Genomic DNA, 14864 nt, shown 5'->3' with positions numbered 1-14864 from the left:
ATTCTTGACGGAGGCAACATGGATTTCGAAATGCTGGAAACAGAGACCAACGGCACGATCATCAAGGTCGTGGGCGTTGGAGGCGCGGGTGGCAACGCAGTTCAGCACATGATCAACCGCGGCGTGCAGGGCGTGGACTTCATCGTGATGAACACCGACGCGCAGGCGCTCGCTCGTTCGCGCGCACCCGCCGTGCTGCAACTGGGCATGACCGGTCTGGGCGCGGGCGCCAAGCCGGAGAAGGGCAAGGAAGCGGCAGAAGACGCGCGCGAGCGTGTCGCCGACGCGCTGCGCGGTGCGCATATGGTGTTCATCACCGCGGGCATGGGCGGCGGCACGGGTACGGGCGCGGCTCCCGTGGTCGCGCAGATCGCCAAGGAAATGGGCATTCTGACCGTCGGCGTGGTGAGCAAGCCGTTCGAGTTCGAAGGCGGCCGCCGCATGCGCGTTGCGGAAGCGGGCTCGCAGCAACTGGAGGATCACGTCGACTCGCTGATCGTCGTGCTGAACGACAAGCTGTTCGAGGTGATGGGCGACGACGCCGAGATGGACAAGTGCTTCCAGTGCGCAGATGACGTGCTGAACAACGCTGTCGCGGGTATCGCGGAAATCATCAACGTCGATGGCCTCGTGAACGTCGACTTCGAAGACGTGAAGACCGTGATGGGCGAGCAGGGCAAGGCGATGATGGGCACGGCGACCGTTGCCGGCGTCGATCGCGCGCGTCTGGCGGCTGAACAGGCGGTTGCAAGCCCGCTGCTCGAAGGTGTGGATCTGTCGGGTGCGCGCGGCGTGCTGGTGAACATTACGTCGAGCCGTTCGCTGCGTCTGTCGGAAACGCGCGAAGTGATGAACACCATCAAGAGCTACGCAGCGGATGACGCCACCGTGATCTTCGGTGCGGTGTACGACGACGCCATGGGCGATGCATTGCGCGTGACCGTGGTTGCAACCGGCCTGGGCCGCGCGGCGAAGAAGCAGCAACAAGCGCCGATGACCCTGCTGCGCACGGGCACCGACAACCAGCCGGTCGCGCATGCGCCGCATCACAACACGTACGCGCCGCAACACAGCCAGGGCACGGATTACGGTCAGCTCGATACGCCGGCAGTGTGGCGCTCGACGCGTGAAACCGCGGCATCGCATGTGCAGGCGTTGCAGGAAAAGGGCGTCGACACTTACGACATCCCGGCGTTCCTGCGCAAGCAGGCGGACTGAAGCGTGGCGCACGTTCCTTGCTGCTGAATTCATGACGAATGCAGCACACCGCGTGCACGCGCTGAACGTCTGGCGCGGATGATGCAGGCTTTGCGTGGGGCGACTGTCCAAGGCCGCGTCCTGATTCACCAGGGACGCCGGGCCGTGGCCAGCCGACCTCCACGAATCTGCCCTCGAAGTCCGGGTAAGCAGAGTAAAGCCGGCATTGCCGCTCAAGGCGTCGGCGCGGTTGCGGGACGATGCAATCGCGATGATGTCCAAGAGCACTGACAAGGGAAGGACCGAGCATGATCAAAGTGGGTGATACGTTGCCTGACGTGCGTCTCTTCGAGTTCATCGAGGAGGCCATCGAGGGCTGTGCCGTGGGACCGAATGCGTTCCCGGTGCGCGAGCGGAGCGCGGGCAAGCGCGTGGTGATCTTCGGATTGCCGGGCGCGTTCACGCCGACATGCTCCGCCAGACACGTGCCCGGTTACGTCGAATCGGCAGAGGAGTTGTTTGCTGCCGGCATCGACGAAATCTGGTGCGTTTCCGTCAACGACGCGTTCGTCATGAGCGCGTGGGGACGCGATCTTCAAACCTCGGGCAAGGTGAAGATGATCGCGGACGGCAGTGCGCGTTTCACTCAGGCACTCGGACTGGATCAGGATCTGACCGAGCGTGGCATGGGAATCCGTTCCCAGCGTTACGCGATGGTGGTCGACAACGGCGTGGTCAAGACGCTGTCCGTCGAGGCGCCCGGCAAGTTCGAAGTCAGCGACGCTCGAAGCATCCTCGCGACGCTGCACTGATTGCAGCGGTGTTTCGTTGCCTCCGCGCAACGCTAAAAACACCCTCGTCATCAGATGCAACTTGGGGCCGATGACCGGAAATGCCTCCATTCCGGGCATCGGCCCGTTCTACTCCAATTTTTCGTCGTTTTCGCGTAACACAGGGAAACAGTTGATACCTCCCGGATCAGGACGGCGTGCGGCGAATGGAGTATAATTCGAGCTATTAGAATTTAGCGCACGATTGATTCTCTTTATAGGGAACATAAATCGGAAAGAACATCATGTTGAAGCAGCGAACAATCAAGACCGTCGTCAAAACCGTGGGAATCGGGCTTCATTCCGGCCGCAAGGTCGATCTGACGCTGCGCCCCGCGCCGATTGGCACGGGCATCGTGTTTTCGCGCATCGACCTGCCTCAGCCGGTCGACATTCCCGCGTCCGCCATGGCTATCGGCGATACGCGTCTCGCGTCCGTGCTGCAGAAAGACGGCGCGCGCGTGTCGACCATCGAGCATTTGATGTCGGCGTGCGCGGGTCTCGGCATCGACAATCTGTATGTCGACGTGACCGCCGAAGAAATTCCGATCATGGACGGCAGCGCGGCTTCTTTCGTGTTTCTGATCCAGTCGGCGGGTATCGAAGAGCAGAACGCGCCGAAGAAATTCATCAAGGTGAAGAAGCCCGTCGAAGTGCGCGACGGCGACAAATTCGCGCGCCTCGAACCGTATTTCGGCTTCAGGCTGAGCTTTACCATCGACTTCCGTCATCCCGCGGTCGACAAGACCGGGCAGGCGCTTGAAGTGGATTTCGCGACCACATCGTATGTGCGCGAGATTGCGCGGGCCCGCACGTTCGGCTTCGCGCACGAAGTCGAGATGATGCGCGAGCTGGGTCTCGCGCGCGGCGGCAGCATGGACAACGCCATCGTGCTCGACGAATACCGCATCCTCAACAACGACGGCCTTCGTTACGACGACGAGTTCGTGAAGCACAAGATGCTGGACGCCATCGGCGACCTTTATGTGGTCGGCCATCCGCTGCTGGCTTCGTACAAGGCGTACAAGGGCGGCCACGCGATGAACAACATGCTGCTGCGCGAACTGCTCGCGAACGAAGACGCTTTCGAGATCGTCACGTTCGAGGACACAAAGACAGCGCCGCGCGGCTTCGCCTTCGACACGCAGACGGCCTTCGCCTGATTGCAGACTGAAACCGGTCAATCAAGAATGAGCGGCAGCGAAAGCGCCGCTCATTTTTTTTGCCCTTTTTCCGAATTTCCCGCCTGATGGCGCGACGCCATTCGCGCGAGCGCTTCCTGAAGCGGCGACGGTGCCAGCGTTTGTGCCAATTCCTGCAACGCGGATGCGCCCGCCGGCGACATGCGCGCCTGTTTCGGCGGCGCGGGCTCTTTCATCGATTGCGGACGCACGCGAATTCTCAGCGACTCGACCGCCCACCCGCGCTGCTGAAGATCGGCAAGCAGGCGCGGTTCGAGATGCCGCAGGCGCGCGGCGAGCGCATTATGGGCCGCGAACAGCGCCAGCACGCCGTCCTTGATGAAACCCGGCTCGACATTCGACGCCAGATAGTCCGGCAACAACGAATTCAGATCACGCTGAAGCGAGGCCACCTGCTCGACGCCCGCGCGCAGTGCGCGGAAGGCATCGGTGCGGTCGAGGACGTCAGCGAGTGCCTGCGGGCGGCGCGGATCGAAACGCGGGTCGACTCGCTTCGTTCCCGGCCTTGAATTTGTAGAAAAGCGGCTCATTTTTGCTTGGACAGACCCGTAACGGCACGGCTCGATTGTACGCGAGGCGTGGGGTCGTCCGAGTCGCGCGGCCCTTTTTGCGCGCGGCTCGCACGGCGAGCTTTCAACTGGTTGACTGTCGCGCCGCGCCGACGCGCGCGCGGGCACGCCGACGCAAGCTCTGACAGACTCGCGTGCTAAAATTCACGATTCGAATTTCACCCTATGGACTTAAGTCGCCGAGGTTACCCGAGCCAGGACGCAGCCTTTGCATGCGCCCGTCCGAAGCCGCGACGCAGACACTGATCCGATGACGACCGGTTTCCTTCAAAAGATTTTTGGCAGCCGCAATCAGCGGCTGGTCAAGCAGTACCAAAAGACCGTTGCGGCGATCAATGCCCTCGAGCCGACCGTCGAGAAGTACTCGGACGACCAGCTGCGCGCCAAGACCGATGAATTTCGCCAGCGCGTCGCGGGTGGCACATCGCTCGACGTGATCCTGCCCGAAGCGTTCGCGGTCTGCCGAGAGGCGAGCCGGCGCGTGCTCAAGATGCGTCACTTCGACGTCCAGCTGATCGGCGGCATGGTCCTGCATTACGGCAAGATCGCGGAAATGCGAACGGGCGAGGGCAAGACGCTCGTCGCGACGCTCGCCGCGTATCTGAACGCGCTGTCGGGCCGCGGCGTGCACGTCGTCACGGTGAACGACTACCTCGCCCAGCGCGACGCCGAATGGATGGCGCGCCTCTACAACTTCCTCGGGCTGTCCTGCGGCGTGAATCTGTCGCAGATGGAGCACTCGCAGAAACAGGAAGCGTACGGCGCCGACATCACCTACGGCACGAACAACGAATTCGGCTTCGACTATCTGCGCGACAACATGGTCTACGAGACCAATGCGCGCGTGCAGCGGCCGCTGAATTTCGCGATCGTCGATGAAGTGGACTCGATCCTTATCGACGAAGCGCGCACACCGCTCATCATCTCCGGTCAGGCCGAAGATCACACCGATCTCTATGTGCGCATGAACGCGCTGCCGCCGCTGCTCGAACAGCAGATCGGCGAGGAGAAGGCGGACGGCACGGGCGTGGAGAAGCCGGGCGACTACACGCTCGACGAAAAGGCGCGTCAGGTGTTCCTGACCGAATCGGGCCACGAGAAGGCCGAGCGCCTGCTCGCCGAGTGGGGTCTGATCGGCGAGGGCGAAAGCCTTTACGCGCCGCAGAACATCACGCTGATGCACCACATCTACGCTGCCCTGCGCGCGCACACGCTGTTCCATCGCGATCAGCATTACGTGGTGCAGAACGGCGAAGTCGTGATCGTCGACGAATTCACGGGCCGCATGATGAACGGCCGCCGCTGGTCGGACGGCTTGCATCAGGCCGTCGAAGCGAAGGAACACGTCCAGATTCAGGCCGAGAATCAGACGCTCGCATCGATCACGCTGCAGAACTATTTCCGCATGTACGCGAAGCTGTCCGGCATGACCGGCACCGCGGACACGGAAGCGTACGAGTTCCAGGAAATCTACGGGCTCGAAACGGTCGTGATTCCGACCAACCGGCCGCCGAAGCGTGCCGACAAGCAGGATCAGATCTACAAGACGTCGAAGGAACGTTATGACGCCGTGATTCGCGACATCCGCGAATGCGTCGAGCGCGGCCAGCCGACGCTCGTCGGCACAACGTCGATCGAAGCGTCCGAACTGCTGTCCGGTCTGCTCGGCAAGGCGGCCATCAAGCACGAAGTGCTCAACGCGAAGCAGCATGCGCGCGAAGCGGCGATCGTCGCGGAAGCGGGGCGGCCGAGCGCGGTCACCATCGCCACGAACATGGCGGGCCGCGGCACGGACATCGTGCTGGGCGGCAACGTCGAAAAGCAGGCGTCGTTCATCGAGGCGGATCTCTCCATTCCCGAGGACGAAAAAGCCGCGCGCATCCAGAAGCTGCACGACGAATGGCAGACGCTGCACGACCACGTGAAGGCGGCGGGCGGTCTGCATATCATCGGCACCGAGCGTCACGAATCGCGGCGGATCGACAACCAGCTGCGCGGCCGTGCGGGCCGTCAGGGCGATCCGGGCTCGTCGCGCTTCTATCTGTCGCTGGACGATCCGCTTTTGCGCATCTTCGCGGGCGACCGCGTGCGCGCCATCATGGATCGCCTGAAGATGCCCGAAGGCGAGCCGATCGAAGCGGGCATGGTGACGCGGTCCATCGAGGGCGCGCAACGCAAGGTCGAGGCGCGCAATTTCGATATCCGCAAGCAGCTGCTCGAATACGACGATGTATCGAACGACCAGCGCAAGGTGATCTACCAGCAGCGCAACGAACTGCTCGAAGCGAACGACGTGCAGGAAACCATCGCCGCCATGCGTCAGAGCGTGATCGGCGACCTGGTGCGCACGTTCGTGCCGGCGGGCAGCATCGAGGAACAGTGGGAAGCGCCGGAGCTGGAAGAAGTGCTGCGCAACGACTGGTCGCTCGACCTGGCCGTTCAGGAGATGATCAACGAGTCGAACTCGATCGACGCCGAAGAAATCTGCGAAGCCGTGCTCGCCGCCGCCGACGAAGCGTACGAAGCGAAGGTCGCGCTCGTGGGCCGCGAGTCGTTCAGCGCGTTCGAACGCTCGATCATGCTGCAGACGCTCGACAGCCGCTGGCGCGAGCATCTCGCCGCGCTCGATCACCTGCGTCAGGGCATCCATCTGCGCGGCTATGCGCAGAAGAACCCGAAGCAGGAATACAAGCGCGAGGCATTCGAACTGTTCGCCGCCATGCTCGACGCCGTGAAGCAGGAAGTCACGCGGGTCGTGATGAACGTGCAGATCCAGTCGCCCGAGCAACTGGAAGAAGCGGCCGAGCAGTACGAAGAAAAGGGCAGCCATCTGGAGAACGTGTCGTTCACGCATGCGGACTTCAACGCGCCGGCCGCCGAGCCCACGCCGTCCGCAGCAACGGCGAGCGCCGCCGCGCAGATGGTCAATCAGGCGATGTCGGCCGGCGACGACATCAGCGTTGCCACGCGCGGTGCGGACGACGTGCCGAAGGTCGGCCGCAACGATCCCTGCCCGTGCGGCAGCGGGAAGAAGTACAAGAACTGTCACGGAAAGCTGGCGTAATCGTCGGCAGAAACATCGGTTCTTCCGGTGACAAACGAAGTAAGCAGGGCAAGCGACGCAGCGATGCGTCGTTTGTCTTTGCAGCTTCCAACCTCATTCACGGCGCTGGTCCGGCCCCGCCAACCGGCGTCAGTCTTCCATCCCGTGCCGGGGCGCCCGGCACGATCAGGCACCATCAGCCAACATCAGCGAGACGCGAACATGGCCGTCAACTTTCCCTCGATCGATCCCGCAGCGCTTCATCCCGTCGCCGGCGTCACGCTAGGCTGGGCCGAGGCGAATATTCGCAAGCCCAATCGCAAGGACGTGCTCGTCATTCGCGTCGATGAAGGCGCAAGCGTCGCGGGCGCCTTCACGCAGAACCGCTTCTGCGCCGCGCCCGTCACGGTGTGCCGCGAGCATCTCGCGGCGGTGAGCAAGGGCGGCAAGGGCATCCGCGCGCTCGTCGTGAACACCGGCAACGCCAACGCGGGCACGGGCGAGCCGGGCATGGCGCACGCGCGCGCGACTTGCGCCGAGCTGGCACGTCTGGCGGGCGTCGATGCGCAGCAGATCCTGCCGTTCTCGACCGGCGTGATTCTCGAGCCGCTGCCGATCGACCGCCTGAAGGCCGGCCTGCCCGCGGCGCTGGCAAATCAGAAGGCCGCGCACTGGTTCGACGCCGCGCAGGCCATCATGACGACCGACACGCTGCCGAAGGCGGCGTCGCGCCGCGTGACGATCGACGGGCACGTGGTCACGCTGTCGGGCATCAGCAAGGGCGCGGGCATGATCCGCCCGAACATGGCGACGATGCTCGGCTTCCTCGCCTTCGACGCCACCGTCGCGCAACCCGTGCTCGACGAACTGGTGAAGCACGTGGCGGATCGCTCGTTCAACTGCATTACGATCGACGGCGATACCTCGACCAACGATTCGTTCATCCTGATTGCATCGGGCAAGTCGAGCCTGCCCGCGATCACGTCCACGAATTCGCCTGCGTATGCCGCGTTGCGCGACGTCGTGACCGAAGTGGCGCAGGAACTGGCGCAGCTCATCGTGCGCGACGGCGAAGGCGCGACCAAGTTCATGACCATCACGGTCGAGGGCGGCAAGGACGCGGCGGAGTGCCGCCAGATCGCCTACGCGATCGGCCATTCGCCGCTCGTTAAGACGGCGTTCTACGCGTCGGACCCGAACCTCGGCCGCATTCTCGCGGCGATCGGCTATGCGGGCGTGACGGATCTCGACGTCGGCAAGATCGATCTCTATCTCGACGACGTGCTGGTCGCGAAAGCGGGCGGACGCAATCCCGAGTACAAAGAGGAAGACGGCCAGCGCGTGATGAAGAAGAGCGAGATCGCGATTCGCGTGCTGCTCGGCCGCGGCAATGCGGCGGCGACCATCTGGACCTGCGATCTCTCGCACGACTACGTGAGCATCAACGCGGACTATCGCTCCTGAGCGGGCGGCGCGCCACGACACGAACATGGACAAACTCGAACAATTTCTCACGCGCGCCGAAGCAGTGCTCGCGCGCATCGAAGGCATGCTGCCGCCCGCGGCGCCGGATATCGCCTGGGAATCCGCGGTCGCGTTTCGCTGGCGCACGCGTCAGGGTCGCGGCTTTCTGCAGCCGGTGACGGCCATCTCCGATATCTCGCTCGACGATCTGCAGAACATCGACCGGCAAAAAAGCCTGATCCAGCAGAACACGCTGCAGTTCGTGAAGAAGCTGCCCGCGAACAACGTGCTGTTGACGGGCGCGCGCGGCACGGGCAAGTCGTCGCTGATCAAGGCGTGCCTGAACGCGTATGCGAAGGACGGACTGCGGCTCATCGAAGTCGACAAGGACGATCTGCACGATCTCGGCGACATCGTCGATCTGATTTCGGCGCGGCCGGAGCGCTTTATCGTTTTCTGCGACGATCTCTCGTTCGAAGAGGGCGAATCGGGCTACAAGGCGCTGAAGGTCGCGCTCGACGGCTCGGTCGCGGCGCAGTCGGACAACGTGCTGATCTACGCGACGTCGAACCGCCGTCATCTGTTGCCCGAGTACATGAGCGACAACGAGACGTACAAGCACACGTCCGACGGCGAGATTCATCCGGGCGAAGTGGTCGAAGAGAAAATCTCGCTGTCCGAGCGTTTCGGCCTTTGGGTCAGCTTCTATCCGTTCAAGCAGGACGACTATCTGACGATCGTCGGTCACTGGCTGAAACACTTCGGCTGCGACGACGCCACGGTCGAAAGCGCCCGCGGCGATGCACTCGTGTGGGCGCTCGAACGCGGCTCGCGCTCGGGCCGCGTGGCGTGGCAATTTGCGCGCGACTGGTCGGGACGCAGGCAATGAGCGCCGCGCCCGACGATAGAACGGAACGCGCGCCCGACGGCCGCAAGGTGACGGAAGTGGCCGTCGGCGTGATGGTGCAGCCTGACGGGCGCTATCTGCTCGCGCAGCGCCCGGAAGGCAAGCCGTACGAAGGCTATTGGGAATTTCCGGGCGGCAAGCTGGAGCCGGGCGAGAGCATCGAGGCGGCGCTCGGACGGGAACTGCACGAGGAACTGGGCATCGACGTCATTGCGTGCCAGCTTTGGCGTACGCTCGAACACGACTATCCGCACGCGTACGTGCGTCTGTTTTTCTGCAAGGTGACGGAGTGGCGGGGCGCGCCGCTCGGGCGCGAAGGGCAGGCGATCGCGTGGCAGACCTTGCCTGTGGAAGTCGCGCCGCTCTTGCCGGCGGCCATTCCGGTGCTTGAATGGCTCGAAGAGGAAGAGCGCGAATAGTTACGCAGTCACGCGAAAGGCTAAAAAAACGCGTTCAGAACGCGTTCAGTTAAGGCCGCCGTGCTGGTCTTCGTCCGGCGGCGTTTCCTGCGAATTGCCCGCGATCTTGTATTTTTCCGTGGCCCAGGCGCCCAGATCGATCTGCTTGCAGCGCTCGGAGCAGAACGGGCGAAAGCGGTTTTCAGGAACCCAGCGGACTTCCTTGCTGCAGGTGGGGCATTTGACGACAGTGGTCATAACGGTGAGGCGGGACAATATGCGCCGGCGTTGATGGATATCCGATCCATATGGGGCCGGCCGCTTCGGTTCAAAGGCTGCAAAGCGTCAGATGAAAGGGCACGTCCACATCGACTGCGCGCGGCTTCAGATCGCCGTCCTGCACCGTGAAACGCACCCACAGCATGTATTTGTTCGCGCTCGCTTCCGGAATGATGCGCGTGTCGGGCGAAACCCGCACCTGCATCAGCTGATACGTGCGGCCCGAGAGCATCTGCTGATAGCTGCCCTGCATCGCCATGACTTTCGACGCCTGGCCGGATTCACGCGCGAGCCGCAGGACGATGGCGGCAGCGTCGCGCAGCGCGAGCATCGGCATGACCCATTTGGCGATGTCCTGACGACGCTCCTCCACCGGCAACTGCTGCCACGCGTAATACGACGGCAGATCGAATTTGCACGTTCCGCCGGGAATGATCGTGCGGCTGCGAATGCTCGCGAGCCATTCGTTGTCGGCGAGATGCTGACCGGTTTTGCCGTGCATCTCGGTGAGGCCTGTCAGCGTTTGTTCGATCTCGCCGAGCACAGCTTCGAGCGCTTCCTGTTCGATCCCCGGATTGCCGCGAAACGGCGCAAGCGTCTGCCGCTGCCGCTCCAGTTCCTTCATGAGATCGGCCTTGAGATCCGTACGGCCGGCGACTTCCGCAATCTCAAAGAGCGTCGTGAGCGCGACGTGATGCTCTCGCGCGTCTTCCTGCGTCAGAAAGAACGTGAAGCGCTCGAACAGGTCCTCGAGTCGCAGCAGCGTCCGGATGCGCTCGTTGAAGGGATACTCGTAAAGGATCAAGCGCGCTCGCCTCGGCGTGGGTCGGTTGCTTCCATAGCGGAAGTGAGCACATTCTAATGCCGCATCCTCACCCTAGCAAATCGGGGCAAAATCGGTTTGCAGTCCACGTCTTTTCGTGGAAAAACGGGAACTTTCGGGCGATTTCGGCAACTCAGGCGCTTACGCGGAAGTCACGCCGCTGCCAGCGCGAGATAGCGCTCATGCAGCGCATCGACATGCCGGGCCAATGTATCGAGCGTGGCGGATTCGTCGTTGAGAACGATGTCGTCGGCGGCGGCCAGGCGCGCTTCCCGCGTGGCCTGCTTCGCAATGATCGCAAGCACCTGTTCGCGCGCGAAGCCGTTGCGGCGCATGACGCGCGTGATCTGCGTCTCGACCGGACAATCCACGACGAGCACGCGCGACACGCGCGTCGACCATTCACCCGACTCCACCAGCAACGGCACCACGACGATGTGATAGGCGCCCCCAGCCGCAAGCCGCTGGCGTTCCGTTTCGGCCCGGATCAGCGGATGCACGATGCCTTCGAGGCGCGCTTTAGCGGTGTCGTCGGCGAATACGAGCGTGCGCATTTTCGCGCGGTCGAGCGAACCGTCCGGCGCCACGAAGTCCGCGCCGAATTCGCGGGCGATGAGCGGCATCGCGACGCCGCCCGGCGCGGTGATGCGATGCGCGATCAGGTCCGTGTCGATCAGCGGCACCCCGCGCGACGCGAACAGATTCGCGACCGTGCTCTTGCCGCTGCCGATTCCGCCGGTGAGACCAATGCTGAACATCCGTTGCTCCCTTCGATCATCCGAACAATGCGTATAGCGGCGTGCCGACGAACAGGGTGAGCGCGCCGCCCGCCGCCAGAAACGGCCCGAACGGCAGCGGTTCTTCGAAGCGCATGCGTTTGCGCCACGTCGCGACGATGCCGAACACCGCGCCCGTGACCGCCGCGATCAGCACGACTTGCGCGAGCGCCGCCCAGCCGAGCCACGCGCCGATGGCGGCGAGCAACTTGAAGTCGCCGTAGCCCATGCCTTCCACGCCGCGCACGAGCTTGAAGAGCCAGTACACGCACCACAGGAACAGATAGCCGGCGATCGCGCCGGTCACCGCATCGTGCAGCGTCGCGAATCCGCCTTCGCCGAAATTGACGATGAGGCCCGCCCAGAGCAGCGGTAACGTCAGTATGTCGGGTAAATAACGCGTGTCGTAGTCGATCAGCGCCGCGGCCAGCAAGGTCGCACACAGGCCGAACGCGGCGAGCGCGGCCCAGCCCGGACCATATGCGTAGAGCGACAGCGCGGCGAGCGCGCCCGTCGCGAGTTCCGTCAGAGGATAGCGTGCGCTTACGTGCGCGCCGCACGCCGAGCAGCGCCCGCGCAACGCGAGATAGCTCAAGACCGGAATGTTCTCCCACGCGCGCAGCACGTGCTTGCAATGCGGGCAGGCGCTGCGCGGCACTGCGAGATTGAAGCGCTCGGGATAGGAATCGGCGGCGGGCTTTGGCGTATCGAGTGCGTCGGGCGTGGCCGCTTCCACTTCGGAACGCCACGCGCGTTCGAGCATCACCGGCAGACGATGCACGACCACGGTCAGAAAGCTGCCGATCACGAGGCCGAACACGATGGCGAACCCGTATTGCACGGCGATGGGAAGCGCCGCGAAGTCCGTTAGATAGCGGTTCGCGAAGTGCGCGGCGGATGGGGCGAACGAAGGCTGCATGATGGTCTGACGGTGGCTTTGGCCCGCGATGCTACACCACGTTGCCGAGCTGAATGATGGGAAGATACATCGCGATGACGAGCCCGCCGACGAGCGCGCCCAGCACCACGATGACGATCGGCTCGCACAGACTCGCGAATCCGCCGATGCGCTCGTCCACCTGACGATCGGCGAGCGTGGCGAGATCGAGGAGCATCGCGTCTAGCGAGCCGGATTCTTCGGCGACCGCGACCGGCTGCACGACGTCTTGCGGAAAGCAGCCGAGCGCGCGCATCGCGGCGGCGAGACGCTCGCCATTGCGCAGACGTGCCGCGATCTCGATGGTCGCATCGTCGAAAACGCGGTTGCCGGTCGCGTGCGTGAGCGAGTCGAAGGCGTCCGAAAGCGGCGTGCCGGCCGACAACAGCGTGCCCAATGCGCGGCTCCAGCGCGCGACCGCGAGCGAGCGCAAGAGCGTCCCCGCGAGCGGCAGCCGCAGCGCGATGCGATCCGCTTTGGCGCGCGCGTCGGGCGAACGCTTCATCCATCTCCATGCGACGACGACCGCGCACGCGCACGCCGCCGCGCACGGCACGCCGAAGCGCGCGACGCCGTCGGACAACGCGAGCACGAAACGCGTGGGCGCGGGGAGCGCTGCACCGAAGCCGTCGAAGATCGTCTTGAAGGTCGGCACGACGCCGATCAGCAAGCCCGCTGTGATCGCGAGCGACAGCAGCAGCACCATGACCGGATAGGCCAGCGCGGCGCGCAGCTTGGCACGCTGGGCGGCGCCGCGCTCGCGATCGTCTGCGAGACGCGCGAGCACCGTCGGCAGCGCGCCCGCCACTTCGCCGACCGAAACGAGCTGGCAATAGAGCGCGCCGAACGCCGCCGGATGATGCGCGAGCGCCGCTGAAAACGTCGCGCCGCGCGTGATATCGCGGGCGAGCGCGCGCACGATGCGCGGCAGACCGCCACGCGCCGTGCTGCCAGCAATCAGCTCGAGCGCGCCCGCGAGCGGCAGGCCCGCCCGCAGAAGGCTCGCGAGCTGGCGCGTGAAAAGCGTGATGTCGGCGGCTGTGGCTTTCGGCGGCGGCGCGGCGCCGAGCGCATCGAGACTTACGACGATCACGCCTTCGCGCCGCAGCGTTGCGCGCACCGACGCGGCATCGGCGGCGATGATCCGGCCGTGCTTTTCTTTGCCGTCGGCGCTCATACCGCGCCAGGCGAAGCGCGAGTCTGATGACGTCGATGACTCCGGCGTGGCGGCGCGCATCATTCGCTCTCCGTGGCTTCGGCCGCTTCCGCGACGCTCGTCACGCCCGCCCGCACGCGCTCCAAGGCCGCATCGCGCAGCGCGGGCATGCCTTGCGCCTGCGCCGCGCGCGCAATGGCATGTGTGGCGGCGCGTGTGACGATCAGTTCGCGCAACTCGTCCGACACCGGCATCAGTTGATGCACGCCGACGCGCCCCCGATAGCCAATGCCATGACACGCCGGACAGCCGCGCGGCTCGAACGGATGAAAGCCGTCGCCGAACGGCAGCGCCGATGGCGCGCGGCAGTGCTCGCACAGCTTGCGCACAAGCCGCTGTGCCGTGACGAGACGCAACGCCGACGCGAGGTTATACGGCGCCACGCCAATATCGATGAGTCGCGCAATCGCGGCGGGGGCGTCGTTCGTGTGGAGCGTCGAGAGCACGAGATGGCCGGTTTGCGCGGCCTTCACGGCGACGTCCGCGGTTTCGGCATCGCGAATTTCTCCGACCATGATGATGTCCGGATCCTGGCGCATGAACGCGCGCAGCGCCACCGCGAAAGTCAGGCCGGCTTTCTCGCGCACGCTCACCTGATTGATGCCCGCGAGCTGGATCTCGACGGGGTCTTCCACCGAGCACACGTTGCGCGCTTCGGCATTCAACATCTGCAAGAAGCAGTAGAGCGACAGCGTTTTGCCGCTTCCGGTCGGTCCCGTCACGAGAACGAGACCATGCGGCGCGCGTATCGCCGATTCGACGACGCGGCCCTGAGCGTCGTCGAGGCCGAGCGCGGCAAGCGACAGATCGGGCGGGAGCGTGTCGAGCCGTCGCAGGACGAGCTTCTCGCCGAACAGCGTCGGCAGCGAGTTGACGCGATAGTCGCCCGCTCGTCCGCCCGGCAGCTTAAGACGCAGCCTGCCGTCCTGCGGTACCCGCCGCTCGGCAATGTCCATGCGCGCCAGCACCTTGATGCGCGTGACGAAGGCATCGCGCAAATGCGGCGGCGGACGCCTCGACGCATGCAGCACGCCATCGACGCGCATGCGGATGCGCCAGTCGTGCTCGGCGGGTTCGACGTGAATATCCGACGCGCCGCGCTCGGCGGCTTCGCGCAGGATGTCGGTGAGGAGCGAGACGGCGGGCGCTTCGTGATCGGACGAAGGGTCGCGCGTGAAAGAGTCGAAGGCGTCGCGGGAGGGAGAAATCATGGGCGTCGGGCT

Annotated in this window: 14 protein-coding genes; 7 read left to right on the top strand and 7 right to left on the bottom strand. The window is 64.4% G+C overall.

The features are described 5' to 3' along the window. Nucleotides 1–18 precede the first annotated feature (18 nt). From ftsZ to lpxC, 3 genes are all read left to right on the top strand, one after another. Nucleotides 19–1218: a cell division protein FtsZ gene (ftsZ, locus tag BRPE64_RS11585; protein ID WP_016346314.1), complete on the top strand. Its 1200-nt coding sequence runs from the start codon at nt 19–21 to the stop codon at nt 1216–1218. Between the two features lie 287 nt (nt 1219–1505). Beyond that, nucleotides 1506–2009 (top strand): peroxiredoxin, encoded by a 504-nt coding sequence (locus BRPE64_RS11580; protein ID WP_044041589.1) that lies wholly within the window; start codon nt 1506–1508, stop codon nt 2007–2009. Between the two features lie 263 nt (nt 2010–2272). Beyond that, nucleotides 2273–3190, top strand: coding sequence for a UDP-3-O-acyl-N-acetylglucosamine deacetylase (gene lpxC / locus BRPE64_RS11575; RefSeq protein WP_016346312.1), 918 nt, complete (start codon nt 2273–2275; stop codon nt 3188–3190). A 50-nt stretch (nt 3191–3240) separates the two neighbouring features. On the opposite strand, the gene BRPE64_RS11570 is transcribed toward lpxC, so the two are convergent. Next, a complete protein-coding gene (locus tag BRPE64_RS11570) occupies nt 3241–3759 on the bottom strand; it encodes a DUF721 domain-containing protein (RefSeq protein WP_016346311.1) in 519 nt (172 codons plus the stop codon). 289 nt (nt 3760–4048) lie between these two features. Here BRPE64_RS11570 and secA point away from each other — a divergent pair, with 289 nt between their 5' ends. From secA to BRPE64_RS11550, 4 genes are all read left to right on the top strand, one after another. Next, nucleotides 4049–6862, top strand: coding sequence for a preprotein translocase subunit SecA (gene secA / locus BRPE64_RS11565; protein ID WP_016346310.1), 2814 nt, complete (start codon nt 4049–4051; stop codon nt 6860–6862). Nucleotides 6863–7063: 201 nt separating this feature from the next. Next, nucleotides 7064–8305, top strand: a complete 1242-nt coding sequence (gene argJ, locus BRPE64_RS11560) for a bifunctional glutamate N-acetyltransferase/amino-acid acetyltransferase ArgJ (protein ID WP_016346309.1) — start codon at nt 7064–7066, stop codon at nt 8303–8305. A gap of 25 nt (nt 8306–8330) precedes the next feature. Next, a complete protein-coding gene (locus BRPE64_RS11555) occupies nt 8331–9194 on the top strand; it encodes an ATP-binding protein (RefSeq protein WP_016346308.1) in 864 nt (287 codons plus the stop codon). Continuing rightward, nucleotides 9191–9631, top strand: coding sequence for an NUDIX domain-containing protein (locus tag BRPE64_RS11550; protein WP_016346307.1), 441 nt, complete (start codon nt 9191–9193; stop codon nt 9629–9631). Before BRPE64_RS11555 ends, BRPE64_RS11550 begins: the two co-directional genes overlap by 4 nt. A 45-nt stretch (nt 9632–9676) precedes the next feature. On the opposite strand, the gene BRPE64_RS11545 is transcribed toward BRPE64_RS11550, so the two are convergent. The 6 genes from BRPE64_RS11545 to BRPE64_RS11520 form a co-directional block, all read right to left on the bottom strand. Further along, nucleotides 9677–9868, bottom strand: coding sequence for a DNA gyrase inhibitor YacG (locus BRPE64_RS11545; protein ID WP_016346306.1), 192 nt, complete (start codon nt 9866–9868; stop codon nt 9677–9679). 70 nt (nt 9869–9938) lie between these two features. After that, complete coding sequence (gene zapD / locus BRPE64_RS11540) at nt 9939–10694, bottom strand: cell division protein ZapD (protein WP_016346305.1); 756 nt, start codon at nt 10692–10694, stop codon at nt 9939–9941. 170 nt (nt 10695–10864) lie between these two features. Further along, nucleotides 10865–11470: a dephospho-CoA kinase gene (gene coaE / locus BRPE64_RS11535; protein ID WP_016346304.1), complete on the bottom strand. Its 606-nt coding sequence runs from the start codon at nt 11468–11470 to the stop codon at nt 10865–10867. Between the two features lie 16 nt (nt 11471–11486). Next, nucleotides 11487–12407 (bottom strand): prepilin peptidase, encoded by a 921-nt coding sequence (locus BRPE64_RS11530; protein ID WP_016346303.1) that lies wholly within the window; start codon nt 12405–12407, stop codon nt 11487–11489. Between the two features lie 31 nt (nt 12408–12438). Further along, nucleotides 12439–13665 (bottom strand): type II secretion system F family protein, encoded by a 1227-nt coding sequence (locus BRPE64_RS11525; RefSeq protein ID WP_016346302.1) that lies wholly within the window; start codon nt 13663–13665, stop codon nt 12439–12441. Beyond that, complete coding sequence (locus tag BRPE64_RS11520) at nt 13662–14852, bottom strand: GspE/PulE family protein (protein WP_016346301.1); 1191 nt, start codon at nt 14850–14852, stop codon at nt 13662–13664. Before BRPE64_RS11520 ends, BRPE64_RS11525 begins: the two co-directional genes overlap by 4 nt. Nucleotides 14853–14864 lie beyond the last annotated feature (12 nt).

It is taken from the genome of Caballeronia insecticola (assembly GCF_000402035.1).
In the GTDB taxonomy this organism is placed as follows: domain Bacteria; phylum Pseudomonadota; class Gammaproteobacteria; order Burkholderiales; family Burkholderiaceae; genus Caballeronia; species Caballeronia insecticola.
Note: the sequence above shows the minus strand (reverse complement) of the source record. Positions and strands in the feature narration are given on the sequence as shown.

Excerpts from the sequence above, each read along its gene's own strand:
- lpxC (WP_016346312.1), top strand. The coding sequence starts at position 2,273 with ATGTTGAAGCAGCGAACAATCAAGACCGTCGTCAAAACCGTGGGAATC.
- secA (WP_016346310.1), top strand. The coding sequence starts at position 4,049 with ATGACGACCGGTTTCCTTCAAAAGATTTTTGGCAGCCGCAATCAGCGG.
- BRPE64_RS11550 (WP_016346307.1), top strand. The coding sequence starts at position 9,191 with ATGAGCGCCGCGCCCGACGATAGAACGGAACGCGCGCCCGACGGCCGC.
- BRPE64_RS11580 (WP_044041589.1), top strand. The coding sequence starts at position 1,506 with ATGATCAAAGTGGGTGATACGTTGCCTGACGTGCGTCTCTTCGAGTTC.
- BRPE64_RS11520 (WP_016346301.1), bottom strand. The coding sequence starts at position 14,852 with ATGATTTCTCCCTCCCGCGACGCCTTCGACTCTTTCACGCGCGACCCT.
- BRPE64_RS11555 (WP_016346308.1), top strand. The coding sequence starts at position 8,331 with ATGGACAAACTCGAACAATTTCTCACGCGCGCCGAAGCAGTGCTCGCG.
- ftsZ (WP_016346314.1), top strand. The coding sequence starts at position 19 with ATGGATTTCGAAATGCTGGAAACAGAGACCAACGGCACGATCATCAAG.
- argJ (WP_016346309.1), top strand. The coding sequence starts at position 7,064 with ATGGCCGTCAACTTTCCCTCGATCGATCCCGCAGCGCTTCATCCCGTC.
- BRPE64_RS11525 (WP_016346302.1), bottom strand. The coding sequence starts at position 13,665 with ATGATGCGCGCCGCCACGCCGGAGTCATCGACGTCATCAGACTCGCGC.
- coaE (WP_016346304.1), bottom strand. The coding sequence starts at position 11,470 with ATGTTCAGCATTGGTCTCACCGGCGGAATCGGCAGCGGCAAGAGCACG.
- BRPE64_RS11530 (WP_016346303.1), bottom strand. The coding sequence starts at position 12,407 with ATGCAGCCTTCGTTCGCCCCATCCGCCGCGCACTTCGCGAACCGCTAT.
- BRPE64_RS11570 (WP_016346311.1), bottom strand. The coding sequence starts at position 3,759 with ATGAGCCGCTTTTCTACAAATTCAAGGCCGGGAACGAAGCGAGTCGAC.
- BRPE64_RS11545 (WP_016346306.1), bottom strand. The coding sequence starts at position 9,868 with ATGACCACTGTCGTCAAATGCCCCACCTGCAGCAAGGAAGTCCGCTGG.